Annotated in this window: 22 protein-coding genes; 16 read left to right on the forward strand and 6 right to left on the reverse strand. The window is 63.6% G+C overall.

Going from position 1 to position 25726, the window contains the following annotated elements; genetic code table 11:
* Positions 1-7: 7 nt before the first annotated feature.
* Positions 8-1276: an aspartate aminotransferase family protein gene (locus tag F8O03_RS17815; RefSeq protein ID WP_151425079.1), complete on the reverse strand. Its 1269-nt coding sequence runs from the start codon at positions 1274-1276 to the stop codon at positions 8-10.
* Between the two features lie 133 nt (positions 1277-1409).
* On the opposite strand from F8O03_RS17815, the gene F8O03_RS17820 reads away from it, so the two are divergent.
* The 11 genes from F8O03_RS17820 (at position 1410) to F8O03_RS17870 (ending at position 17193) form a co-directional block, all read left to right on the forward strand.
* Entirely contained in the window at positions 1410-2927 is a 1518-nt protein-coding gene (locus tag F8O03_RS17820; protein WP_151425080.1) for an MFS transporter, read from the forward strand.
* A 119-nt stretch (positions 2928-3046) separates the two neighbouring features.
* Positions 3047-7825 (forward strand): NAD-glutamate dehydrogenase, encoded by a 4779-nt coding sequence (locus F8O03_RS17825; protein WP_151425081.1) that lies wholly within the window; start codon positions 3047-3049, stop codon positions 7823-7825.
* A gap of 178 nt (positions 7826-8003) precedes the next feature.
* Positions 8004-8867, forward strand: a complete 864-nt coding sequence (locus tag F8O03_RS17830; protein ID WP_167516639.1) for a MurR/RpiR family transcriptional regulator — start codon at positions 8004-8006, stop codon at positions 8865-8867.
* Positions 8868-9358: 491 nt separating this feature from the next.
* Entirely contained in the window at positions 9359-10882 is a 1524-nt protein-coding gene (locus F8O03_RS17835; protein ID WP_167516640.1) for an amidohydrolase family protein, read from the forward strand.
* Between the two features lie 56 nt (positions 10883-10938).
* Positions 10939-12258 (forward strand): MFS transporter, encoded by a 1320-nt coding sequence (locus tag F8O03_RS17840; RefSeq protein WP_151425084.1) that lies wholly within the window; start codon positions 10939-10941, stop codon positions 12256-12258.
* A gap of 714 nt (positions 12259-12972) precedes the next feature.
* Complete coding sequence (locus F8O03_RS18635) at positions 12973-13599, forward strand: GntR family transcriptional regulator (protein WP_167516641.1); 627 nt, start codon at positions 12973-12975, stop codon at positions 13597-13599.
* A gap of 740 nt (positions 13600-14339) precedes the next feature.
* A complete protein-coding gene (locus F8O03_RS17850) occupies positions 14340-15377 on the forward strand; it encodes a DUF3560 domain-containing protein (RefSeq protein ID WP_244296368.1) in 1038 nt (345 codons plus the stop codon).
* Positions 15378-15769: 392 nt separating this feature from the next.
* On the forward strand, positions 15770-16174 hold the full coding sequence (locus F8O03_RS17855; RefSeq protein ID WP_151425086.1) for a hypothetical protein: 405 nt from the start codon (positions 15770-15772) through the stop codon (positions 16172-16174).
* Between the two features lie 84 nt (positions 16175-16258).
* Complete coding sequence (locus tag F8O03_RS17860) at positions 16259-16480, forward strand: hypothetical protein (protein ID WP_151425087.1); 222 nt, start codon at positions 16259-16261, stop codon at positions 16478-16480.
* Positions 16477-16737, forward strand: coding sequence for a hypothetical protein (locus F8O03_RS17865; protein WP_151425088.1), 261 nt, complete (start codon positions 16477-16479; stop codon positions 16735-16737). The genes F8O03_RS17860 and F8O03_RS17865 overlap by 4 nt, the downstream gene beginning before the upstream one ends.
* A gap of 36 nt (positions 16738-16773) precedes the next feature.
* Positions 16774-17193 carry a single-stranded DNA-binding protein gene (locus tag F8O03_RS17870; RefSeq protein WP_151425089.1) on the forward strand — a complete coding sequence of 140 codons (420 nt, stop codon included), beginning with the start codon at positions 16774-16776 and terminating at the stop codon, positions 17191-17193.
* An 86-nt stretch (positions 17194-17279) separates the two neighbouring features.
* Here the strand turns inward: F8O03_RS17870 and F8O03_RS17875 are convergent, their stop codons facing one another.
* Positions 17280-17600 (reverse strand): hypothetical protein, encoded by a 321-nt coding sequence (locus F8O03_RS17875; RefSeq protein ID WP_151425090.1) that lies wholly within the window; start codon positions 17598-17600, stop codon positions 17280-17282.
* 493 nt (positions 17601-18093) lie between these two features.
* Complete coding sequence (locus F8O03_RS17880) at positions 18094-19029, reverse strand: hypothetical protein (RefSeq protein ID WP_151425091.1); 936 nt, start codon at positions 19027-19029, stop codon at positions 18094-18096.
* A gap of 613 nt (positions 19030-19642) precedes the next feature.
* Here F8O03_RS17880 and F8O03_RS17885 point away from each other — a divergent pair.
* Positions 19643-19834, forward strand: coding sequence for a hypothetical protein (locus F8O03_RS17885; RefSeq protein ID WP_151425092.1), 192 nt, complete (start codon positions 19643-19645; stop codon positions 19832-19834).
* 206 nt (positions 19835-20040) lie between these two features.
* Here F8O03_RS17885 and F8O03_RS17890 read toward each other — a convergent pair whose 3' ends face one another.
* Entirely contained in the window at positions 20041-20850 is an 810-nt protein-coding gene (locus F8O03_RS17890; protein WP_151425093.1) for a hypothetical protein, read from the reverse strand.
* A 469-nt stretch (positions 20851-21319) separates the two neighbouring features.
* On the opposite strand from F8O03_RS17890, the gene F8O03_RS17895 reads away from it, so the two are divergent.
* Positions 21320-22000 (forward strand): hypothetical protein, encoded by a 681-nt coding sequence (locus F8O03_RS17895; RefSeq protein ID WP_151425094.1) that lies wholly within the window; start codon positions 21320-21322, stop codon positions 21998-22000.
* A 203-nt stretch (positions 22001-22203) separates the two neighbouring features.
* On the opposite strand, the gene F8O03_RS17900 is transcribed toward F8O03_RS17895, so the two are convergent.
* Complete coding sequence (locus F8O03_RS17900; RefSeq protein ID WP_151425095.1) at positions 22204-23127, reverse strand: hypothetical protein; 924 nt, start codon at positions 23125-23127, stop codon at positions 22204-22206.
* A 213-nt stretch (positions 23128-23340) separates the two neighbouring features.
* Between F8O03_RS17900 and F8O03_RS18485 the strand changes: the two genes are divergently transcribed.
* From F8O03_RS18485 to F8O03_RS17915, 3 genes are read left to right on the forward strand one after another with little or no spacing between them, the layout of a single operon-like run.
* Positions 23341-23481, forward strand: a complete 141-nt coding sequence (locus tag F8O03_RS18485) for an antitoxin VbhA family protein (RefSeq protein WP_280115591.1) — start codon at positions 23341-23343, stop codon at positions 23479-23481.
* Positions 23481-24290: a Fic/DOC family protein gene (locus tag F8O03_RS17910; RefSeq protein ID WP_151425096.1), complete on the forward strand. Its 810-nt coding sequence runs from the start codon at positions 23481-23483 to the stop codon at positions 24288-24290. The genes F8O03_RS18485 and F8O03_RS17910 overlap by 1 nt, the downstream gene beginning before the upstream one ends.
* Positions 24291-24305: 15 nt before the next feature.
* The gene (locus F8O03_RS17915; RefSeq protein WP_151425097.1) at positions 24306-24905 is read left to right on the forward strand and encodes a recombinase family protein; all 600 of its coding nucleotides are present in this window, start codon (positions 24306-24308) and stop codon (positions 24903-24905) included.
* A gap of 323 nt (positions 24906-25228) precedes the next feature.
* Here F8O03_RS17915 and F8O03_RS17920 read toward each other — a convergent pair whose 3' ends face one another.
* Positions 25229-25609 (reverse strand): hypothetical protein, encoded by a 381-nt coding sequence (locus tag F8O03_RS17920; RefSeq protein ID WP_151425098.1) that lies wholly within the window; start codon positions 25607-25609, stop codon positions 25229-25231.
* Positions 25610-25726 lie beyond the last annotated feature (117 nt).

Consider the following 25726-nt stretch of genomic DNA (forward strand, 5'->3'; position numbering starts at 1 on the left):
CTCCTCCTTACTTCACAGCTGCAGCGGAAGTGACCTTTTCGAGAGTGCGCTCGAGGCGTTCGATGGCGAGTTCAACTTCTTCAGCGTTCACCGTCAGCGCCGGGACGATGCGGATGACGTTGCCAAGAGGTCCACAAGGGAGAAGGAGGAGTTCCTCGGACACGGCACCCTGCTGAACGGCGGCCGCCGTTGCGGCATCCGCTTCCCCGTCGTCACCAGTGAACTCGATGGCCTGCATCAGGCCCAGCCCGCGCACGTCACCGATCACTGGAAAGCGTTCCTGCAGTCGCTTGAGCCCCGCTTGCAGCTGCGCACCGCGCTCAGCCGCGTTCTGAACGAGACCTTCATCCTTGATCACGTTGAGCGTTTCGATGGCTGCAGCTGCGGCAACAGCGTTGCCACCGTACGTGCCGCCCTGCGAGCCCGGCAGCCCCTTGGCCATGAGCTCCGTGCTGGCGGCGATCGCCGAGATCGGGAAGCCCGATGCGATTCCCTTGGCGGTGATCAAGATATCCGGAGTGATCCCGGCACGCGTGTGTGCCCAGAACTCCCCGGTGCGTCCAACGCCCGATTGGATCTCGTCGACGATCACGAGAACGTCGTGCTTGCGCGCGCGCTCTTCGATGCCGCGGAGGAACTCGACCGGCACCGGGAGGTAGCCGCCGTCGCCGAGTACCGGCTCGATGATGAACGCAGCTGCTTCATGCGGGCTGGTGACAGTGGCGAAGATGTAGTCGAGCTCACGCAGGGCGAAGCGCACGGCTTCGTCTTCGGTCATCCCGAGGCGGTACGCGTAGGGGAAGGGGGCGATGACCACGCCACCCATGAGCGGAACAGTGCTGTTGCGGAACTTGGTTCCTGCGGTCGTGATGCTCGACGCACCTGAAGTGCGGCCGTGGAAGCCGCCTTGGAACGCGATGATGTTCGGCCGATTGGTGGCCTGGCGAGCAAGGCGAAGGGCGCCCTCGACGGCCTCGGCGCCGGAGTTCGCGTAGAAGACTGAGTCCAGGTTCTCGGGCAGGTAGTCGCCGAGCTTCTCGGTCAGCTCGAGCAGGGGCTTGTGCATGACGGTTGTCGCCTGCGCGTGGATGACGCTGCCGATCTGCTTGCGGGCGGCCTCCACGACGCGCGGGTGGCAGTGGCCGGTTGAGGTCACGCCGATACCGGAGGTGAAGTCCAGGTACCGCACGCCGTCGGTCCCGAGAATCCAGTTCCCCTCTGCCTGCTCAACGATGACGGGGGTTGCCTGCCTCACGATGGGGCTGATTTGCACCATGTTTCCGTTCCTCTCTGGTGTATTGCCCGACGCACGGACAATGCTGTAACGTCGTGGCTAACTGTATAACAGTTAGCCACGAGGGGCAATGCATCGCCCGTTACGTCGGTCACCGAGAGGAACAGCGTCAAAGATGACACAGCAACAGCACTTCCCCGGATCTAGCGGTCATAGATCACTGAATGCCCCGCGCACGCTGGAGGTCGACGATGTCGTCGTCATCCAGCCCAAGGACCTGCGGCGCGCAATCATCGGGACGTCCGTCGGGAACTTCATGGAATGGTTCGACCTCGGGGTGTACGGGTACCTCGCGGTCACCATGACTGCGGTCTTCACTGCCGGCATGGACTCCACCTGGGGGCTCCTGGTGACGCTTCTCGGCTTCGCCGTTTCCTTCCTGATTCGCCCACTTGGGGGCATCATCCTCGGACCGCTGGGCGACAGAATTGGCCGTCAGAAGGTGTTGTACTTCACGATGGCGCTCATGGCGGTGTCCACCGCCCTCATCGGCGTGCTCCCGACCGCCGAACAGATCGGTCTGTGGGCAATCGTTCCTCTCTACTTCCTGAAACTGTTGCAAGGCTTTTCCGCTGGCGGCGAGTTCTCCGGCGCCTCGACCTACGTTGCAGAATTCGCTCCGGATCGCTCGCGCGGGTTTTGGGCCTCGCTGCTCAACGTGGCGACCTATCTCGGTTTCGCGACGGGAGCGCTGACCGTTGCGGTCACGACGTACGTGACGACGAATGTCTGGGGCGAGAGCGCCATGACCGACTTCGGGTGGCGCATCCCCTTCCTGATCGCCATCCCGCTGGGCGTCATCGCCGTGTGGATCCGGTTGCGCCTCCCGGAAACGCCCAGCTTCGAAATCGCTGATGAGTTCCAGGCCGACCACAAGGGTGCCGAAGACAGCATCTTCACTAGGCTCGGTGTCCTCGGCGTCATCAAGCACCACTGGAAGATCGTGCTGCTCGGCATGGCGATCGTCTCCGCTGAGCTGACCATCCAGTACGCCCTCACGAGCTACATGCCGACCTACCTCGAGACAGAGGTTGGGGTGTCGAACCTCAACGCGTCACTCGCGACCGTTCCGATCCTGATCATCATGTCGTTGTCCCTGCCCCTATTCGGGCACCTCTCCGACAAGTTCGGACGCCGCCCCGTCTACCTTGTCGGTTCGATCTCATCTCTCGTGCTCATGGTGCCGGCGTTCATGATCCTGCAAACGGGCAACATCTGGGCCATCTTCGGTGCGCTCCTTCTTGTTGCGTTCCCGACGGCCTGCTTCGTTGGTCTCACGGCATCCGCTCTGCCCGCCCTCTTCCCGACGGCGTCTCGTTTTGCTGGCATGGCTTTGATGTACAACATGTCGGCCGCGCTCTTCGGGGGGACGACGCCTCTCTTCAGCCAGGCGCTTGTTCAGGCCACGGGCAACACGTACATGCCCGCGTTCTACATCATGTTCTTCGCAGCGATCGCCACCGTCGCGATCATCCTCATCCCCGAATCCGCCGGGAAGCCTCTGATCGGATCTATGCCAGTCGTCACTTCTCGGGCACAGGCCGAAGAACTCGTCCGCAACCAGGCGAGCAACCCTCGCCTCGACACGCAGACGATGCCGCTGCGCGTGATCACGACGAAGTCCGGGGAGTAGGCCTCCGGCACTTCCATGGAGCAGATCCAAGGGCCCCGGCCTTTTCCCAAATCGCGGGGAAGGCCGGGGGCACCACCTTCACGCCTCCCATCCCAACACAGTGAACGGAAGAAAAGGTCATGACCAAAGAGGCCGCACACCACCCACTGCACGAGACGCTTGCAGACGTAGACCCGGCCCTTCGCGAAGGTCTTGAGCACCTGATCGGTCCGATCGCAGCTGAAGGGCTCGGTGCGCGTCAGCCGCGCGACATCGTCGGAGCGGCAGCCTCCGCGAGGCGCCAAGCCAATCAACGCTCCACAGGCGAAACACTGTTGTCGATCTTCACGCCGACACTGCAGGATGACGGCTGGACCTCCCGTCGCACCGTGATCAACATCTGCACACCGGACGCCCCATTCCTCGTTGACTCGATCACTGCCGCCATTGGCAGGCAAGGATTCACCGTGCAGAGCCTCGTGCATCCGGTCCTTTCGGTCCGCCGCGATGCGGAAGGCGTGGTCCTCGAGATGAATGCGCCCGACGGCGTCCCCGAGTCATGGATGCATCTCGAGATCGATCGCATCCCGACGCCTGAGGGGCGCGCCGCGCTCGAAGAACACCTGCGCAAGGTGTTGGCGGACGTCCACGCAGCCGTGACTGACTGGACTCCCATGCATCGCACCTGCCTGGATCTCGTCGGCGAACTGCGCGCTGGGCGTCTCGCGAATGTCGACGGCGGAGAGGTTGCGGCCACGCTCGAGTTCTTGACCTGGCTTGCCCAGGGCAACTTCACGTTCCTCGGCTACCGCGAGTACGCCCTCGATTCAAGTGCGGGAGAAGGGGAGGTGCTGCGCGCTCTGCCCGCCACAGGCCTCGGCATCCTTCGAGATTCGCCAGCTTCTGTCACACTCCTCACTCCGGAAGCGCAACGCACCGCGCGCGAGCCGCGGCTCCTCACCATCACGAAGGCCAACTCGCGCGCGACCGTTCACCGCGACGTGTACCTCGATTACATCGGCATTCGCACCTTTGACGACCAGGGGAACGTGACCGGCGAGCGTCGTTTCCTCGGCTTGTTCACGTCGATAACCTACGCAGCCTCCGTCACGACGCTTCCGATCATCGCGGCCAAGGTGCGCGCAATACTCGACGCCTCGGGCTTTCCCGCGGACTCTCACTCCGGAAAGGATCTGCTGCAAGTCCTTGAGCAGTACCCGCGCGACGAGCTCTTCCAAAGCCCCGCGGAGCTGCTTCTCGAAGTTGCCCGTCAGGTAACGAAGCTCCCCAAGAGGGGGCGCCCAAAGATCTTCGTACGGCCCGACGAGTTCGGCCGCTTCGTCTCCGCAATCATCTACCTGCCGCGCGACCGCTACAACACCTCGGTTCGACTGCGCATCGAGGAGCTGCTGCGCACGACCTTCGGCGCCAGCCAGGTCGATCACGCCACCAAGGTCGGCGATTCGCCGCTCGCGCAGCTGCACTTCATCGTGAGAGCACAAGACGGAAGCACTCTGGCCAGTATCACTGAGCCACGACTGCAGTCACAGCTTGAACGTGCGATCAAGAGCTGGGATGAGGGGTTGGTTGACGCACTCCACCAGTCCTACGACGAAGAGCGAGCAGCAGTATTGCTCAGCCGCTACGCATCCGCGTTCCCCGCCGGATACAAGGAAGCTGTACCCCCGCAAGATGCAGTGAGCGACATCGAACTCCTTGAGAACCTCGACGACACGTCAGACTTCGCCGTCCACCTCTATGAGCCGCACAAGCATGAGGGTGGTAAACGCTATTTCACTCTGGTTTCGCGCACGGAATACCCGCTGACTCAAGTGCTCCCCGTGCTCACAGATCTGGGCGTGGGAGTGGTCGATGAACGGCCCTACGCTGTCATCCTGCATGACGGCTCCGTGCTGCATGTGTCCGATTTCGGACTCACCGCATCTCGTCACGCCGCATGGGGTGATGCGGCGTGGGGCGCCGAATTCGAGGCAGCGTTCAGCGCTGTTTGGTCGGGCGAGTCCGAGACCGACCGACTGAACTCGCTGGTGCTGCTGGGCGGGCTCCGCTGGCGCCAGATCGTGATCCTGCGCGCGATCAGCATGTACCTGCGCCAGATCGGCGCGACCTTCTCGGTCGAGTACATCGAGCAGGCCCTCATCGAGAACCCGGCGATCGCCGCCGACATCGTGCGGCTCTTCGAGGCGAAGTTCGACCCGGAGCTGGTCGGCGACCGCGACGCTGAGCTCGTGACGCTCACCGAGCGGCTGCTCGCCGCGCTCGACGACGTCGCGAGCCTCGACCACGACCGCATCCTTCGCTCGATGATCGGCATCGTCGACGCCACGTGGCGCACGAACTTCTACCAGGTGGATGAGGCGGGCAAGCCGAAGCACTGGGTCTCGATGAAGCTCGACTGCACACGCGTGCCCGGCCTGCCGAAGCCGCATCCAATGGCCGAGATCTGGGTGTACTCGCCCGAGGTCGAGGGCGTGCACCTGCGCTTCGGCAGGGTCGCCCGCGGCGGGCTGCGCTGGAGCGACCGCCGCGAGGACTTCCGCACGGAAGTGCTCGGCCTCGTGAAGGCGCAGATGGTGAAGAACGCCGTCATCGTGCCGACGGGCTCCAAGGGTGGGTTCTTCGCCAAGCAGCTGCCCGCCCCGAGCGATCGGGGTGCGTGGCTCGAAGCGGGCAAGTCGGCGTACCGCACCTTCATCCGCGGGCTGCTCGACATCACCGACAACCGCGAGGGAGGCGAGATCGTGCCCCCGGCGAACGTGGTGCGCCATGACGGCGACGACCCGTACCTCGTGGTGGCCGCCGACAAGGGCACGGCGTCGTTCTCGGACATCGCCAACGGCATCTCCGAGAGCTATGACTTCTGGCTCGCGGATGCGTTCGCGTCAGGCGGCTCGGCCGGGTACGACCACAAGGGCATGGGCATCACGGCGCGCGGCGCGTGGGAGTCGGTGAAGCGCCACTTCCGCGAGCTGGGGCACGACACGCAGACGCAGGACTTCACCGTCGTCGGGGTCGGCGACATGTCGGGCGACGTGTTCGGCAACGGCATGCTGCGGTCCGAGCACATCCGCCTCGTCGCGGCCTTCGACCACCGGCACATCTTCATCGACCCGAACCCGCATGCGGCCGCGACGTTTGTCGAGCGCCAGCGGCTCTTCGACCTGCCCGGCTCGTCGTGGGACGACTTCGACCGCAGCGTCATCTCCGAGGGCGGTGGGGTGTTCCCGCTCACGCAGAAGTCCATCCCGGTGACACCCCAGATGCGGGAGGCGCTCGGCCTGGAGGGCGACGTGCAGCGCGTCACCCCGCTCGAGCTGAAGAAGGCGATGCTGCTCGCCCCCGTCGACCTGCTGTGGAACGGCGCGATCGGCACGTACATCAAGGCGAGCGACGAAACGAACGCCGAGATTGGCGACCGCGGCAACGACGCGATCCGCGTCGACGGCCGTGAGCTGCGGCTGAAGGTCGTCGGCGAGGGCGGCAACCTCGGCGTCAGCCAACGCGGCCGCATCGAAGCCGCACTATCGGGCGTGAGCCTGAACACCGACGCCATCGACAACTCCGCCGGGGTCGGCACTTCCGACCGCGAGGTGAACATCAAGATCCTTCTCGGTGCGGTCGAGCGCGACGGGCGCCTCGACCGTGAGGCGCGCAACGAGGTGCTGCGCGCCATGACGGATGAGGTCGCGGCGAAGGTGCTGCGCGACAACTACGAGCAGAACGTGCTGCTCGGCAACTCGCGTGCGAACGCGGCCGAGATGCTGCCGTCGCACAAGCGCCTCATCGCGTGGCTCGAGGAGCGGGACGAGCTCGACCGCGACCTGGAGTTCCTGCCGTCGAACGCCGAGATCAAGCGGCGCATCGAGGAGGGGCGCGGGCTCACGCGGCCCGAGTTCTCGGTGCTCGTCGCCTACGCGAAGCTCGCCCTCAAGAGCGACCTGGCCTCCACCGACCTGGCAGACGACCCCTGGTTCGCGAACACCCTCGCCGAGTACTTCCCGGCCGAGGTGCGCGAGCAGTACGCCGACGACCTGCACGCGCATCCGCTGCGCCAGGAGATCGTCGTCAACGACGTCGTGAACTCGATGGTCAACCGGGGCGGCATCACGTTCGCCTACCGGGCCGCCGACGAGACGGGAGCCACGAGCGAGGAGATCGCGCGGGCCTACGTCGCCGCACGCGAGATCTTCGACCTGCGCGGGTTCGTCGTCGAGATCGAGGCGACCGACAACGCCGTCTCGACGGCCACGCAGACCGAGCTGTACCTCGGCTTCCGCCGCCTGCTCGACCGCGCCACCCGCTGGTTCGTGCAGCACCGCCCCGACCGCATCGACGTGGGCGAGGAGATCACGCGCTTCAGAGCTCCGGTCGCGCAGTTCGCGTCGCGGATGGGCGAGCTGCAGCAGGGCGTGGAGCGCGAGCGCTTCGACGCTCGCGTGGCCGAGTTCGAGGAAGCGGGCGTGCCCCGTTCCCTCGCGCTGCGCGGGGCCGGGCTGCTCGAGCTCATGCCCCTGCTCGACATCATCGAGCGGGCGGGCAGCGAAGGCTGGGACCTCGAGGAGTTCGCGGGCGTCTACTACTCGCTCTCGGCCAGGGTCAGCTTCGACGACATGCTCACGCGCGTCACGGCGCTGCCGCAGGACGACCGCTGGGGCTCCATGGCGCGGGCCGCGATGCGCGACGACCTGTACGCCGTCATGGTCGAGCTCGCCGCATCCGTCATCTCGCAGACCGAGCCAGCCGAGCCGGACACCCGGGTCGACGCGTGGATCGCCGAGCTCGGCCCCACCGCGACCCGCGCGCTCGGCGAGGCATCGGATGCGGTGCACGCGGGCGACGACACGGGCCTCGCCACGCTGTCGGTCGCGCTGCGCCGCCTCCGCTCGCTCGTACGCTAGGGGTGAGCGTGTCTCTGCGGCGGCGCGGGGCATTCCAGAGCGGGCGCTGTCACGAGATAGTCTCGTTCCGGGGCGAACGGTTCGGTCGGTTCCGTCGAACGATGAGCATGGCGCTTCAAGAATTGCTCTGAGTAGAAATGACACATGGAGCGTCAAACTTGTAGCAGGTGGAGACGACGTGACGGAAGATCAGCGTGAAGACATCGGTGCCTGGGTGCAGAGTCTTGTCAGCTCGACCGCGCTCACGCCCAAGGCTCAGGAAGTACTACGCGCTCTTGAAGTAAATCCTCGCCTTGCATCGTACGGTTCGGTTCGGGCAGTGGCCGAGAAGGCCGGCGTGAGTATTGGCACGGTCTCCCGAACCGCTCAGTCGCTCGGCTACCTCGGATGGCCAGCTCTCCAGCAGGAACTTCGCGCGCGCTACCTCTCATCACTCAGTGCGACTGGCCTCGCGGCGCAACGTCAGAGTGGGCAAGAGCAGCCCATGCTTGCTTCGATTACACGTGACCAGGTGAACCTCGCTTCAGTGCTGCACTCAATTGGCATGGAGCAGATCACCCGGACCGCCCGCCGACTGGCAGCGAGCCGTCGCATCATCGTCTTAGCTCGTGGAAGCTATGCCGGCGTCGGAATGATCTTCGCGCATGGCTGCTCCTTGAACGGATACGATGCCCGGCTCATTATGGACGAAGCCCAGGTACCGAACACGTTGGCCACTCTCACCTCAGAAGATCTGGTCGTCGTCATCAGCTTCTGGCGCCTCTACGAAAGCGCTTATCGAGCCATTCAAGCGTGTGATGCACGCGGTATCCCGATCGTCCTTCTCACGGAGACAGTGACCCGCGAGATCGAAGAACAGTGCTCCGAATGCATCAAGGTTCCGACGGAGGGCATCGGTTTCTCGCCATCGCTCACGAGCGCAACAGCGGTAGTGCACGGACTCATTGCCGAACTCGTCGCAGTCGACCCATCGCGCGCGACGACGGCCATTGAACAAGCCGAGCTCGAATGGGATCGCTTTGACCTGTTCAGGCGCTTCTAATTCCCTAGCTCGATTGATGCGATTCAACTCCCGTTGAAATGACACTTAGGGATCATTCGATGCCGTGACGCTGCCGTTGTAAGCACGGTGGCGGTGTACTCGCGCTCCTACGCGCTGCATCTTCCGTTCAGGCGCCAGGGTAGCCACCTTCGGGGCGACGTGAGGGTGTCCAAGTCTGTCAAGGCTGCTTGAAACCACCCGTCCTGAGGGGGCATGCGCAGCGCCTCCGCGGCCACCGACGACGACGCTTGGTTCCGCAAGCGTCTTGAGTTTGTGCCCCGGCTCTGCCTTCGATCGTGCAGCACGTGCGTTGCGAGCTTGCTGTATGACAGTATTACGACAAAATACAGATCAATTTCTGCCTGCCTCTTGCAAGTTTTGTTTCATCAGGTCTAGCTTGTAACCAACGACGCGGGATGGTCTCGGGATAACTGAAGGCACCTGCCGCTCCGAGCACTCTCACCACCGCAATGAGGCGAATGGGGTACAGAATGGCGACGCTCACCAACGGCTCGGCCGAGCTCTCACGGCTGCGGAAGTTCACCCCGCAGTCGGGGGCTCCATGGGCGCTGCTGAATGTCACGGTCATCGATGGCACTGGCGGGCCAGCCTTCGGGCCGACACATGTCGTCATCCGTGACAGCCGGATCCTCAGCGTTACAAACAAGCACGATTCGTTTGGCGGTCTCGCTAGTGGCGACTACAGCGCCGTACAACCCAGCGGGGTCCGCGAGGAGCACTGTTTCGATCTTGACGGGGCGTACGTACTCCCCGGATTCATCGATGCGCACGCACACGTTGGCGCACCGGACCAGGTCGAGACCGTCGACTACGTCTACAAGCTCTGGCTCGCCCACGGCATCACCCGCGTGCGCGAAGTTGGGTCGCTCGGGATCCCCTTCGACCAGATGCGCGAGGCGGCAATCCGCTCCCGCTCCGGGGAACTTCTCGCGCCGAGCATTCATCCCTACCTCGCGTTTGGCGCAGAGAGCGATGAGCCAGTCACCTCAGAGAAAACTGCGAGGCAATGGGTAGCTCGAGCACGTGAGCGCGGCGCCGAAGGAGTCAAGTTCTTCGGCGCCGCCCCCGCCCTCTTCAAGGGCGCCCTGGAAGAGACGCGCGCCCTGGGAATGGGGTCGGCCTGCCACCATTCTCAGCAATCCACACCACGCGCTAACGCACTCATGACGGCGCGCTGGGGGCTCGGCAGCATCGAGCACTCCTACGGTCAGGCGGAAGTCATGTATCGCGACCGTCTGCTCCCCGCGACCCCAGCTGATTACAACTACTCGGATGAGCGGACCCGATTCGCCGAAGCCGGAAAGCTCTGGACTCAGGGGGCGGGTCCAAGCGACCCCGCATGGTCAGACTTCCTGGACGAACTTATTGCCTTGGATACGACCCTCGTGCCGACATTCACTGTCTACAGTGCAGCTCGCGACGCAGAACGCGCACGGAATCGCGACTGGGTCGCCGACTATGTGTCTCCTCAGCTGGCACGCTTCTTCACCCCTTGCGATCACCGGCACGGCTCGTTCTTCGGTAACTGGGGAACTGAGGAAGAAGTGGCGTGGAAGGGCAACTACAAAGTCTGGATGCAGTTCGTTCGTGACTTCTCCCTCCGTGGTGGTCGTGTCTGCATCGGAAGCGATCCGGGGTTCATTCACTCGCACTACGGCTTCTCCTTCGTCGATGAGCTGGAGCTGATGCGTGAGGCAGGGATGCAGCCGCTCGAGGTCATCTCAGCTGCGACGCTGCGCGGAGCCGAACTCCTGGGCATCGAAGGGGAGGTTGGGACCGTAGAGGCGAACAAGATCGCGGACCTCATCGTTCTCGAGGAGAACCCCCTCCGCAACTTCAAGGTGCTCTACGGCAACGGACACCTGATCTCCGACTCTGCTGGAAATCAACGCCGCACCGGAGGCATCGACGTGACCATTCGCAACGGCCAGGTCATCGACAGCCGCGACCTTCTGCGTCAAGTCCGCGACACCGTTCGCGATCTCCGCAACTAAGCGAGCAAGACTCCCGCCAACCGAGACGGGTGCAGCTCAGAACGAAAAGGGAAACCATGTCAACCACGCACAGCACTCGACGAGGCAGCATTAAGCCGCTCATCGCCGGTTCGTTCGGCAACTTCGTCGAATGGTACGACTGGGGCATCTTCGCGGTGCTCGCAACGGTCTTCTCCACCCAGATCTTCCACGGAGAGTCTGACTTCGCATCGCTTCTGCAAACATTCACGACGTTCGCGGTCGGCTTTGCTGCGCGCCCGATCGGCGCCGTCTTGCTGTCGCCACTCGGGGACAGAGTTGGGCGAAAACGCCTCCTCTCCATCGCTATCCTCATGATGTCCGCAGGCAGCCTCGTCCTCGCCATCACGCCCACCTACGAGGCGATCGGCGTGTTCTCGCCCATCATTTTCGTACTTGCACGCATCGCGCAGGGAATCTCCGCGGGCGCCGAGTTTCAGAGTGGCTCAAGCTTCGTGGTGGAGCATGCGCCGGCTAATCGCCGAGGACTCTTCGGATCGATCACGCTCTTCACCTGCGTGCTCGGGACGCTCGGAGCTACAGCCACGGGCGTCATCGTCACTCAAGTGTTCGACCCGGAAACGCTCGCAGCATGGGGTTGGCGCGTTCCCTTCCTGCTTGGAGCTGTCTTCGGATTGGTCGGGCTCTACCTTCGCACCAGCGCCGAAGAAACCCCGACCTTCCAAGCCGTCTCCGAGCGCAACGAGATCGTGCGGTCACCAATCAAGGAAGTCTTCAAGAGTCACAAGCTCACAATGCTGCGCATCTTCGCGATCTCGAGCTACACGGGTGCCTACTACCTCTGGACCGTCTTCCTGCCCACGTACGCACATCTCGCAGCAGGACTCCCCCTCGAGCAGACACTCCTCGGCGGCACCATCTCACTCGTGATCATGGCCATCGCTATTCCGATCTTTGGCGGACTTTCCGACAAGATCGGACGAAAGCCACTGCTGCTCACGCACTTCTTCGGCATCGCGATCCTCGCCTATCCGCTGCTCTGGCTCCTGGAGACCCCAAGCTTCGGCCTCTTCCTTGTCGTTGACATTGTCGGCTGCCTGTTCGTGGCACTGACCTCCGCAACGCAAGCGACGGTCTACTCCGAGATCTCTCATGCCGACATTCGCAATACCGTCATCGGCCTGCCCTACAGCATCTCTGCTGCACTCATCGGCGGAACAATGCCACTGGTCGCCACCGCGCTGCTCGCCGCCGGTAACGGCATCAACGTCGCCTTTATCGTCATCGGGCTGGCCCTCTTCGGTGGAATTGTGGTGATTTTCATGCCAGAGCCTAAGGGGCGATCGCTTGACATCACTTCGTCAAACCCGGTGGTCGAGCCGCAACTCGCCCAATAAGTACCTGATGATTAGCAATCAGAACACTGAATATTTGCAGTCGTTCCTTTGGCTGCTGGCCCGACCGGGTAAGCTCTCCGCGGTCGTAGATGAGTACAGGACCACGCGGATTATTGAAGCAGCAGGTTCCTATGGTTTACTAAGAGGTGAGCTGATCATTTGGGACACAGATTCCCGGCGGCTTCTCATAACTTCGCTTTGGGACAGCGAAGCATCCTACGAAAGCTGGCTACAGTCATCAGAACGCGTCGTCGTAACACGGCACCTGCATACACTCCTAGATGAGTCGGAAGGTATGCGCGTCGAAGTTGGGCACATCCGCGAAGAAGTAGAAATAAGTACGCGCCCGATCCCACTGACCGCCGAGGTGCGGGAGGGGTGTCGAGTGGTGCACAGCGTGAAATAGAGTGCAGCTGGTCTGCTCGTATCTAGACCGGGCGGGCCAGCCGCTCCACGCGGGGAAACGGTCGTAATCATTCATGCGACAAGCTTGCATAATTTTACTCTTCAGACGCCTCACATCAGTCAGTTCTCGTGACGAGCGCACGTGACCCGCAAGGGCAGTAGGCAGGCTCATCTGCCACGCCGGTTTCAGGTGATGCTCTTCGGTGCACGCAGCTCGCCAGCTCTCCAAAGCACTGAAATATCTGACCTGCAGGTTCTTCAAGAGGCGCGAGTGGCCGGCGCAGCCTTGCCAAAGATTGGAGTGTGGAGATGACCGGAAAAAAGCCCGTGGTCGAACGGGCAACGAGCGAGGTACGCCGACGCATCATTGACGGTCAGTACGCTCACGGTGATTTTCTGCGGGAGGAGCCACTCGTCAAACAACTTGGGGTCAGTCGACACACACTCAGGACTGCTCTCGACAGACTCGTAGCAGAAGGGTTTCTCGTAAGAGACGCGAACAAAGGTGTGCGCGTTCCTGTGGGAAACGCTGCTGCGATCTTTGATCTACAGAGGGCCCGGATCGCCCTTGAAATTGAAGCGACTTGGGGTCTCACGTCGACTGCTTTGACCGGTGCGTGCGAGGTGCCGATCGCGGAACTGCGCGCCTTGGAGGCTCTGGGGGGCAACGCAGTTGCCCATGCAACTGTTTGCGGGCAAATCCATTGCGCAATGGTGCGCAGTTCTCGAAGCCCCCGTCTAATACGAGCCCACGCGTTGCTGAGCAACGAACTCCTAGTCGCCAAGATTCCCCTCCTGGCCTGCGGGCCGGTCGGGTGTGGAGATGCGGGATCTCACGCATCTCTCGTATCTCTGGAAGGAAAGAACTTGGCCCGGGCGCTTCGCGAGCACTTAGAACGTGAACGCAACGCAATTCTTCTTTTACGATCACACTAGGTTCTGCACTCAGTTCTTCGAAGTGCTGAACTTCCAGAGTGACCGGACCGCATCGGACGAGCCGCCCCGGCGCGGTCCAGCGTATGCGGCCCGAGCTCGAGAAGAGATTTTTATGCCACATGGTCGCGAAGAGGAGAGCCCAGGCGCACGCGGTTCTTGCACTCAGTGAGTAGCAGAATCTTGGGAGCTTCTTAGGATCGCGGCCGCAACAATTAGTGCCCCGAGCGAGCACTACGACCGTGGCCGCACCACGCTCGCTATCTAGGTTTGCCCCTTAGCACTGTCGTGCACATCGCCGCCAACCTCGAACCCGCCACCAAGAATTCCCCCTCGAAGCCTGACGCCACGACCGCGTATGGGCTCGCCGCCCCGGCAACACTCGGGAAGAACGACGTAGCAGCCGCCGCGAGGGGGAAGCATCCCCCTCGCGCACCCCCGCCCAACTGAGGCGCCCGTTCAGGTCGCGAGGGGTGCCGCTGCGCGGCCAGTGCTTGCTGCACACCTGCGGCGCTCGTTTTTTTGCCTGGAAGCCTGCGGCGATTGTACGGACGCTGCGTGGCGCACAAGCCCGCTGCGCGAGCCAGCTACTCCGAGATTTTCGACCCGCGCTCGCAGGCTCGCTTGTTCCGGTCCCAAATTCTCTCCACCCGCTGCCCTCCGGGTTGCTGCTCCACTTTTCGTCCTGATCGGCACTGCGTGCCTTCCAGGCAAAAAAACGATGGAGAGATTGGGAGTACATGGTGAACAGTCACACAGCCACCGACAGGGCCGGCGAGATGGGCGAGCGGACGCGCAGCGTCCTCACGATCATTCACACTCACGAGGCAGGAACGTTGATCGAGGGCACAGCCCGCGGTGATGGCAGCGCCGCTGTCCTCAAAGAGCAGCGCTGGCGCTGGAGCCGCAATCTCGGGGCCTGGTACGTGCCGCAGAGCCGCGACCGCCGCCCCAAGCACCACGTGATCCGCCCCACGGTCGCAGCCCTGGAGGCCGCAGGCTTCACAGTCACCATTGAGCTCGACGAGAGGACCCGCAGCGCTGCAGAGGTAGACGCCGCCCGCACGGAACGAGCGAATGACCGCGCCGCAGCGCTCGACGCGAAAGCCGACCGCAAGGCGGCCGACGCCGACGCCGCTTGGTCCAAGCATCTGCACGACGTCGACCGACTGCCCGAGGGTGGCGAGCCCATCAAAGTGGGCCACCACTCCGAGGGACGCCACCGGAAGGCCCTGGACCGGGCATGGTCGAGCATGGGGAAGAGCGTCGAAGCCAACGAGGCCGCCGAAGAGGCCGAGCGTCGCGCGAAGATCGCGGCCAGCGCCAACGGAGCCCGCCACAATCCGGTCACGGTTGCGAACCGCATTGAGAAGTTGCAAGCGGACGAGCGGCGCATGCAACGCCGCATCACGGAGCAGACATACTCCTACGAGCACGGCTACCAGGACGCGACGCCCGAGAAGCAAGCCGCACGCGCGGAAGCGCTGGCCCCGCACCTCGCGGAGCTGCGCGACCAGATCGAGTTCTGGGAAAGCGTCAGGGCCGAGCAGATCGCAAGCGGGCAGGCGACCGATTACGGCCGCCACAACGTAGCCAAGGGCGACGCCGTGCGGGTCCGCGGCACCTGGTACGTCGTCGCCCGCTGCAACGCAAAGACCGTCGCCGTCGAAACGCAGTACAGCTGGACGGACAAGACGCCCTGGCACGAGGTGCAGGACCACCGCACCTCGGCGCAGCTCGAAGAAGCCCGAGCGAAGAAGGCAGCCGCCGAGGTGGCCTAGGCGCCCTGGGTGCGGCGCGGGGGAGGCCCCAGCCGCACCCAGGCGACCTGGCGGCCGCCGCGATGGGGAAGCATCCCCCTCGCGCACCCCCAGCCGACAAGAGGCTCCCTGCGGTCGCGAGGGATGCCGCTGCGCGGCCAGTGTTTCTCTCGCGCCTGCGGCGCTCGTTCTTTTGCCTGGAAGCCTGCGGCGATTGTACGGACGCTCCATTGCGCACAAGCCCGCTGCGCGGGCCAGCTCCTCCGAGACTTTCGACCCGCGCTCGCAGGCTCGCTAATTCCGGCCCGAAACTCTCTCCATCCGCTGCCCTTCGGGTTGCTGCTCCACTCCTCGTCCTGATCGACACTGCGTGCCTCCCAGGCAAAAAACGATGAGAGATGGAGACCCACACCATGGAACGTCCCACAGGAGCCGTCGCGATCAAGCTCGACGCAGACATCCTTCTTACCCGCGCTCGCGCGGCCGAAGCCGCACGACTCGAAGACGAAGTCTTCGACCCGGCAACGCTCACCCACGGGCCAGGCCCGCAAATGCTCATCGCGGTGGATCGCGGCGTGGCCGCCGTGATCAACGGTGAAGGCGTGGGGGAGGTCGAGCAGGACTTCGACCGTATTGACGTCTGGTTCGCCCGCTACGGCATGTGGGAGACGGTGCCGCTCAGCCTGGCCGACATCAATGCCGCCGCGACCGAGGAAACGATGGACCTCGCGGACGGCATCCGCCGCTTCGGAGATCGCCTCGACATGAACTTCTTCCGCTGGTTCGGCCGCTACGACCGTGACCACCGCCCCGCCTAAACGACGAGACGGCGAGGGCCGGGTGCTCTGGAAAACCGGCCCTCGCAGCACCCACAGATTGCCACACACGAAAGGACTAGAACCATGCTTGAACTCATCACCCTAACCGCCACCCTCATCGCAGACACCGATGTCGAGCTCGCGAGCCGGTGGGCCGCGCTGGAGCACGGCGACGACTGGGAAGCCGACGTCATCCCACTCGTCGAGCACACGACCGTCTGGGAGTACGTCGAGGCGCTGGAGCTCGTGCGAGACGGCCACGTCGACGACCACCAGCTGACCGAAACCGAGGCAGGTGCCGCATGACCCTCATCGGCCGCAACGAGGACAGCTCAGGGGTCTATGAGATCCACCAGGAGGGCGCCGCACTGGTCACGTACACGGGCTCGAGCCCCGACGCGCTTCAGGAGCTCGGCGTGCAGCAGCTGCGCCCCGTCGATGCCGGTAGCGTCGAACAAGGTGACGCGCACTGGTACGAGTACGGCACACACGGCCACCGCTGCGGCATCTACGAGGGCGACGGGTTCGCGCGCATCGACGGCATCACCTACGAACTCCATTGACCCCCAAGACATCCACGGCGACGCCAAGGAGGGCGCATGTTCACGCAGATCACCCGCACCGGGAACCTCACCAAAACCCCGACCCTGTTCCGCGACCAAGACGGCGGCAAGTACACGTACGCGAGCATCGCGTGCTCGCGCCGCTACAGAGACAAAGAATCGGGGGAGTGGCAGTCCGGTCCGCGCATCGTCTACGACGTGCACGTCACCGGGAACCTCGCCGCGGCCGTCGTGGACCTCGCGACCAGGTGCGGGAACGTCGCGCTGGAGTTCACCGGCCGCCTCATCGAGGAAGTCGACGAGGCGGGCACCATCCGACAGAAGGTCTACGCCGACAACGTGACCGTGAGCCTGCGCGGGCAGAATGTCACCGTCGACCGCCCCAAGGGCAAGCCACGCCAGGGACCGGACCTCGCCGCCGAGGCCAGCAGCGCGTGGGAAGAAAAGGCTGACTAGCCCCGCTTCGAGTCGTCGGCCTCGCTGCGGGCAGCTCGGGCGAGGGGCACCCCTCGCGCACCCCGACAAGCGCAGGGCGGGATCTCTCACCACGCCTTCTTCCTTGTCGCCCGCTGGGCCATGTAGAGCAACGCGATCGACACCTCGGATGCAAGGCGCTCGGCGGAGAGGGCATCGCCCTTGAGAGTGACGGTGCCTCGGATTTGCGCGCGTCCGTGCGAGATGGCCCATTCCTTCTCGCGTATCGTCCTAGCTTCGAGCGCGTGGCGAACCTCAGCGCGCACGTCTCCATCGGTCACCCATTGCAGCATCGCGAGCCACCCATCGAACATGTCGAGCGGGTCGAGCATCGCCGGCTCGTACGTCTTGCCTTCGACGGTGACGGGCGCCTGCACGAGCCGTGCCATCGACTTCACGCAGCGGGGGAGGTTCGCCCGGAGCAGCCAGGACAAGCCGTCGACGGGTCTGGTCGCGACGGGACGCCAGCAGACGATGCGCTTCGTCCAGCGTGAAGCGACCCGCTCCGAGACCGTTTCGCACCGAAGAGCTCGGGAAGCTAGCGCGCCTGCTCAGTGACCTTCTCAACTGGTTCGATCATGCGGGGAGCGTTCCACGGACCGCCGACACCGATCGGGCGCGTCCCGCTTCCCCGAGTGACTGGGGCTAGCGTAAGGGCGCCCCGAGGTCGCCGTTGAGCTCCTGATCCCTGGTGTCCTCTCGCTTGCAGCGCCCGGGAGCGGCGGTCTGTTTGGAACGCTGACCCTGGCTGGCAAACGATCGTTTACGCGGAAGGTGCCGCGCCGGTCTCAGTGAGCAAGCAACACGAAATCCTTGAGTCGCGTAGTTCGAGGTTCACTGAGCCCCTGCTCAACGAGCTTCGGCCACGTGCGATGTATGCCCTCAATGTGCAGGAGGCTCCGGGTCGGAGTCGATGATTTCTGATTTCATGCGTTCCCGGGCCATCTGAGCCAGGTCCGGCTGGCCCACCGACTCGAGGAAACTGACCAGATCCTCCTTCGTCAGGTGCTGCGAACCCGTGACCATCTTCGTAATCGTCGACGGTTCCTCGGGGTGTTCACTGAGTCGGTGCATGTGGATGGAGTAGGTGTTTCTGCGCCTGGTCTCCGAGAGTGTTCCTCTCCCCACGGGGGCGTGATCTACGGTGATCACTCCGAGCTTGGCGAGCTGGGCGATGCCCTTGCGCCGGGTCGCTTCGCTCAATCCGTAGCGAGCGGCGGCCACGGAAGGCGAGAACCAGAGACCATCAAACTTCCTGCCGCGAGTCTGCTCGAGCAGCACCAGCAACATAGCTACAGCGGGACCAGTAAGAATCGCAAGCCACCCGCAGCTCCAGATCCCTACGGGTAGCTGCGTGTACCGAGGAGGGTTCTTGGTGGGGACGACACTGTTCTTATTCCAGTGACTTCCAGGGTGGCTGTAGGTGGCACCTGTCCCTGTCTCTTCGCGGAGCGTGACGCGAGACGCCTGCCCTGGGCGGCTCTCGACGGCCAGAAACCCGGCCTGGACTAGTCGGCGAACCGCTGCGTTGACTCGCGCAGCTCCCTTCGTCTCCGCATCGTCCAGGCCGATCAGTTCGGCCCAAACGCGCCCCGACTGAGTTACGTCGTGGGGTTCTTTGACGCCGATCCAGAGCATGGACAGAAGTAGCTTCAGCTTGACTTCGCCACCTCGTCCTCCACGCAGCAACTGCGTCATCGGCGGCACCACCCCGGGGGTGGTCGACACCACGAACGATGAACGCAGAGCGACCTGCGTCCTGGGGACGCGTGCGGCGAGCTGCTTCGCCCGCTGCCGCGAAACTTCGATTTTCGTCACTGAATGCCGTCCCGGAAATCACATTAAGTGCTTTCATAGTACCGCACGCAAGCCATGGCCGACCTAATGATTAAACCAGGTGTTGCTTGGCATGCAAACCACATTTTGGCAAAATCTGAAGCGTGAATGTCACGCTAACCAGGACTTTCTCTTGCGCGAGGCGTGGTGGACGCGTATTCTTGGCATGCAGCGGCCAATCCTTCGGGGGCTCCCGGAATTCCGAAGGTGGCGAGAGTGGTTGGACCAGGCGTCGTGCCCCAACTCCGCTGCGCACCAGTTCCTTCTGGTGACCCTCCCGCGGCGGGTGGTCTAGAAGTTCCTGGAAGACCTGCATGTATCACTGAGTGTGCATATTGCACACCCCGTGAGCACGTGGTGCGACACGCCGAATTTTCCAGGATTCGGTTGCCCGCAATGTCGGGGGTCGTAAGTAACCTGGATGCACTGAAGCACGACAACCCTGCCACACGGCGGGGGAGCCGAGCTGCAGGGTTGAGGGCACCTTTTCCTGGCGGGGACGGTGATCAACACCCTAGTGGCAGACCCGCAAAGTGAGCAAAGGGCTCACCGGGTGGCTCGTCGACTTCAGCTAGTTCCTTTAGGAGGAATAAGCATGACGAAGCCCACTCTCAATCCCGGCGACCGTACCCCTCGTTCCGGGCAGTATGAGATCGTCGGACCCCGCGGTGGACGCACCGGGGATGAACGCACGTCAACTCGCGGCAACCCGCTGCCCCCGACACCCAAGCCGGGCCAGGGGTACACGCTCGTGGACCCCACGAAGCACGGGGGTCCCAAGCGATGAGCACGCGACGTGTGTCAGGTCTTCTGTATGTCCCGTGCCCGAACTGCCGACGCAAGCTTGGGCCCTTCAGTAGGGTGACGTCGGGCAAGGCGCGTTGCGGCCACTGCGGAACTGAGTTCATCATCAAGTAGTCATCGGGAGTGGGCAGGCGTCAGTTCGAGCGCCTGCCCATTCCTGCGTCAAGCGGAGGATTGCGCGGTCCCGAATCAAGTTCGCGTGAAGGCAAGTCGATGTGCCTCAGTCAGCTCGCCCGCCACCCAGTCATGCGCAACGGCGATCGGGTCCGTAGGGGGAAGGTTCGGTCCGCAGGACGTAATGAGATGGCGAACCACCAGGCTCCCGGCTCCGAAGGCTTGTAGTGCGTAGTTCACGCCCCAGATCTCGGGCGTCACGAAAGTGACTTCTTGGCTGGTTGGGCTGATGAAGCCGTGCAGGCCAAGCAGCTCGGCGTGCGCCACAGCAGACAGATGAGAGTAGTACGCGCGGCCGTTCGTATTCTTCAGCTCATCCTGCAGTGCTACGGCCAGCTCGGTATAGGAAACTCTCGTGGGTTTACGGCTCCCTGTCAGTCGCTCGATGTCGTCGAGGACTGCTTCATGCTGTCGCGAGCCCGGTGTCTCTTCACCTGCAAGGTCGAAGAGTGGCACGTTGGGATCGATATGAGTGGCCACCGACAGTTCCTTCGCCATCCCTGAGAGCCACCGGACAACGAGTTGCGAGCTGTCTTCGCTCGACAGGAGCCACCATGCTCGCGCAAATGCTTCGACCGCGCCACGCGTCACCGTAGCCGTCGCAAAAGCAACATCGGAATCAGCCAAGGCCGTAGCCAGAAGGCGAGTGTGATCGAGGCCTGCAATCGTGGCGCTGACAACACTGTCGATCGCATTGCCGACTGGGCTCTCGCCAAGTGAGTGTGCTTCAACGGGCGTGTTCATGAAGGTCGCAAATCGCGACCCGGGGGCAGGGTCAGCCATCATCAGGTCCTGGAGTGGCGCTCCTACATCGGTGACGTACACAAGGAGAGCCTTGCTGAGGCGGTCGCGTTGAGCCGTAGGCAGTGCGCGTCGTTCGGGAGCTCTCTCAGGCATGTCCGTGCACGTTCCCTAGGTTGACGCAACCTGAAGCCGGACACATCTGTCATTCGGAAAGATGTTGAGGCGCGGACGCGTGAGTGGAGGCACACGCTGAGAGTACCTGCGTCGAAATCTACCGTTTCCGGTCTGAAGGCGGCGCTGTTGGATCAGAGCGGTCCATAAGGGTTCACCGACTCGACAGCTACTCTGAGGTCAGTTGGTTTCGACTGTTAGCTACGGGCATCTAGGAAACTCGCGGCGATTGGCCTGTCGGTTTGATGCCCGTGAGGCTATCCCGTTGCGGGTATGGCGTGGGAGCGGGGGCATGCTGCGCGGCCCGGGCCCAGAAGCTTATGCGCGCCGGCCACTACGAGTGGAGCAAGGAGGTCACGACAGGTGGTAGTACTCGTCTATGGCGTATAAAGCTGGAACCCTTCCCCGCAAGCTTTGCGCTGGCTGCTATGGCGGTCTCGAGCTTGGCTTCGCGTGTGGCCGCGGCCATTCTTTCGATGAGGCCTGGTTGCATGGGCTGATCGCTGAAATCGTCGGTTCGAACCGCGACACCAGGACCACTGATCTGCGAAAAGGCTTCGCGGTCGACGCACTGCAGAAGCTTGGGCGTGGGAAGGGGCGCAAACGTGAAGTCGACTTCGCGTTGATCGAGAGTGCGACCGGCGCCATGACTCACTGCATCGAGGCGAAATGGGCGGGCTCTGGTCACTGCACCCCGAAGACAATCCTCCGTGACATCGCGCGTCTAGCTGTGATCAGCGCGGCTCACCCGGCGTCGCTTTGTTTGTTTGTCCTTGCTGGAGGAAAGAGTGCGGTGGGGGATCTGTTCCAGAAGGCCCCACTCGCTTCACCAGCAAATCGGAAGCATGGGCTCCTTCACTATCCATACGACGGAGGCCGGAGCATGTTTCCGCTTCGTGTTGACGGCAACAACGGATCCTCGCTGACCATGGCCCAGCGGAAGGAGCTCGTTGAGTACCTCCCAACCCTTCCCCGTGCTGTCCAGACGACACTGTATGCGCCGTCTCACGTGAGTACGCCGAACTGGCAGGTACACGTTTGGCGGGTTGCTGCCCTGTGAGTTCAGGTCCACGATTCACACGCGCCGGGGTCGCGTTTTTGGTGCCTGAGTGGTGGCAGATACCGAGAGCGCCTGCGCCGAAATCGATCGTTTGTGGGGGAGACGTCGAGTCGGTCGACGTCGACGTCGACACGCCGCCCGCAGGTGCACCGAAACTGATTCGGCCCGAAACTTCATCTCGGGCGTTTTCGGTGACAGCGTGTTCAGTCCGTAGGGGTGTCGTCCGGAGTTAGGGAGTGGAAAATCCAACCGGCCGCGTCCGACCAGTGGTAGAGAGCGCCTGTGTTGCCTTCGAGCCAAAGGTCAGTCAGGGGTGCGGGTGCGGTGAACGTGCCCTCTGTGAAGTAGGACGGGCTTGTGGGTAGTAGCGCCCCGTGCGGCCCGGTGGAAGCCATCGAGATGAACAGGTGGACGCGTGAAGCGTCGTGTCTGACCTTCTCGCTGTTGAGCTTTTTGAGCTTTTTCTGGATGGTTGTGTCGGTTGATAGGTAACAGCTCAGGGCCTCCAGGTACGGCTCTTCGGAGTCGGCAACGCCCGCGCTCCTGCTCCAGGTCTGCACTGTTGGCGCGCCGATCGTTGCGCACCTCGTTGCGTCCACGTGTGGGCTTATGCTCAGGGGCGTCGTCTCACTGGGCGTCCCAGCTTGATCTAGGTGGGTCAATTCCTTCGCTACCTTCGGCGCTAGGGTCATCAGCTTCTCTCGATGCCAGTCGCCGTTGAGATCGAGCTTCCAAGAGCTGTGTCCCTGGTACGTCTGGAGGATTTTCTTCTCGAACTTGCTCAGGTTGGCACTCGAGGCCTCGTAAGTTGTGTCGTACGAAGAAGTGATCTCGGCTATTTCAGGCGCGGCGAGTGGAGCTGACGGGGACGTGAGAAGGACGTCGACCACGCCGTCCCCGCTGGGCGATCCGGCTATCTGGCGGTCGGCATTGGTCGGGTCAAGGTCGGTAAATACGTGCAAGAGGATTGCGGCGCGGGGCTCGCCGGGCTTCGCGTCTGCAAACTCGTGATGCAGCGCGTCGATGCGCGACTGGCTTACACGCCGCGCGGCCGACGAGAAGGATTCTCCTTCGGGGCACCAGTTCTTGCTGAGGTCTCTGCGGCGGTCACGTTGATTTGGGCTCATGGGAGCTTTGTATCTCACGACTCTGCCTTACGTGATGCGCTGTGCCCGAAACCCTCTCTAGACCGTTTTCGGGTGAGCTGGTCGACTGGAACGAGACCGACGAGAGGGGGCATCATGGCCGCTGACTTCAACATCGAGGCCCGCTGGCCGGAGCTGTTCGCGCCGCTCGACGACGCCACGTGAACGCACATCGTCAGTACGTTCGCGTCGAGTTTGCCTGAGGGTTGGGTGCCGAATCGCGAAGACGTCGAGAACCTGAACGATTACGCGCGCGGCGCGATCGATAAGAGCGAGTACGCCCGGCGCGTGGCCGGCGCTGCCGAGCGCCATCGTGCGCACGCTATCGCGAGCTGATGGCGTCGCGGTTCTCCTCCTGGGATTCGTATTTCTGGGAGCCGGGCGGCCCCGTGCTGCGCAACCTCTACGGAGAGCGCGATGCGGCCGTTTTGGCGCAGTGGGAGTGCGGCGAGACCAGCGCGCAGCAGTTCGACATCGAGCGTGGTGCGGTCTCGATTCCGAAGACCTACGACGCTGAGCATCTGCGTGCGATGCACAAGGAGCTCTTTGGGAACGTCTACGAGTGGGCGGGGGAGTACCGCACGGTAGGCATCCGCAAGAACCTCGGCGAGTTCGCGCACCCGGCCGTCGTCCCGCAGTACCTCAGTGACGCTAACCGGATCATTCGTGGGACCGATTCGTCGACGATGGATCGCGACCAGTTCGCGTCGGCTGCCGCCGAGGTCTACGCGTACGTCAACCAGGCGCATCCGTTCCGCGAGGGCAACGGCCGGTCGGGGAAGTTGTTTATGCAGCACGTGTCCGAGCTGAGCCCGTTTCGCATCGACTACAGCCCCGCCGTGTCTGGTGTGAGCCCGGAGCTGTGGAACCAGGCGTCGATGCTTTCTGGTCCCGACCGGGGGCAGTATGCGCCGCAGCCTGCGTCGCTGGTGACGGTGTCCCGGGCGATGGCCGTGGAGCGTCCGCCGCAGCCGCCGAAGGTGAGCGCGCCGGACCCGAGCCGCGACCCGATGCGAGATCGCTCGCCCTACCGGGCATCGTTCCCGAAACCGGCCACCGGGGCCACCCGACCTGGCACCAGCGAGGACGCCGCCAAGCGGCCGCCGCAGCGGCCCGGGCAGTCCTACGGCGTCGGTCGAGACTGAGAGACGGGGTTACGCATGAGCAACATCGTTGGCTATGCGCGAGTGTCGAAGCGTGAGCAGAACCCGGCTGCGCAGGAGGCCGAGCTGCGGGCCGCGGGGGCTGTGCGTGTGTTCGTCGATCACGGAGAGTCGAGCCGTGTCGCGGAGCGTCCGCAGTGGCTCGCTTGCCTCGACTATTGGCGCGAGGGTGACACCCTCATGGTGCGCCGTCTCGACCGCATCGCGGGTAGCGAGACGATGGCCATTCAGGCCATCAGTGAGCTGCACGATCGCGGCATCAACATCAAGAGTCTGACCGAGCCGGATATCGACGCGACCACGCCGATGGGGCGCGTATTGTTCGGCATCGTCGCCGTGTTCGCGCAGCTCCGCGTGGACACGATTCGGGAGAACACGCAGCGCGGTCTCGCGCACGCGCGAGCCCAGGGCCGCGTCGGTGGCCGCCCGTCAGTGATGACGCCCGAGCGCACAGAGCAAGCGCTGAACATGCGCGCGGAGGGGCACAGCATCCAGCGCATCGCGACCGTGCTCGGCGTCGGTAGCTCGTCGGTCTCGCGTGCGCTTGATCGCGCCGCCGAAGACGCCAAGCTCGACGGCACGCAGCTCTCCGCATAAGCGGCCTGCCCCCAGCTTCCCCGTCTTCCCAATACCTGCCTCTCCTCACTGAGCGAGGCCCCGGTCAGGGGGTGTGGCTTGCCGCATCGCATGCGACGCGGAGCGCCCTTGACGGGGTCTCTCGGGTGACAGAATCTGAGGAGGGGGACCATCCATCCAACGAGGCCGTGCACGGGTCACATAGAGGCGACGTGACGTGCCCCGTCAAGGTGACGGTGTGGCCGGTGCGCGGGCGGACAAATGGGTCCCGCTGTCCACCTGTGGGCGGGTGGAGCCGCGAAGCGTCAGGGCTCAGGCCGTCCACAGGTGGACAGAGGGTTACGTCAGTCAGCCGAGTTGTGCTCAGCGAGGCTAGAGGCGTCGCTCTCGCTGTACGACGGCGCGCTTGCAGCGGGCGACTTTCGCGCCTGGCGCTTGCGGACGCGCGTCTTTTTCTCGGGCTCAGGGTAGCCCACTTTTCGCAGTTCTTCCGCGGACCATCCGGCCGATTGCGCGGCCGCGTATCGCTTGACGTCCTCGCGCTCGGCTGTGGCGATCAGCTCCGCGTTTTCGCGCTGCACTTCTGCGAGCCTGCGCGCCGCTTCGTCGCGGGTGTCCGTGAGGTTCTGCCGCGCCTCAGCGAGACCGCGAATCGCGCCGATTCGGTCTTCCTGGAGCTGCTGCGCGCGCTGGACTGCTTCTTCCACACTCAGTTCTCTAGCCATGCCTTCCATCGTACGAAGTGGCATCGGCTAGCGCGACGTTCCACGTCGCTTAGAAGAGCGCCGTGGCGAATCCCGTCTGACGACGTGTGTCTTTTGCGGGGTCGCTGCGACGGAGCA

Source organism: Pseudoclavibacter terrae, assembly GCF_008831075.1.
Classification (GTDB): domain Bacteria; phylum Actinomycetota; class Actinomycetes; order Actinomycetales; family Microbacteriaceae; genus Pseudoclavibacter; species Pseudoclavibacter terrae.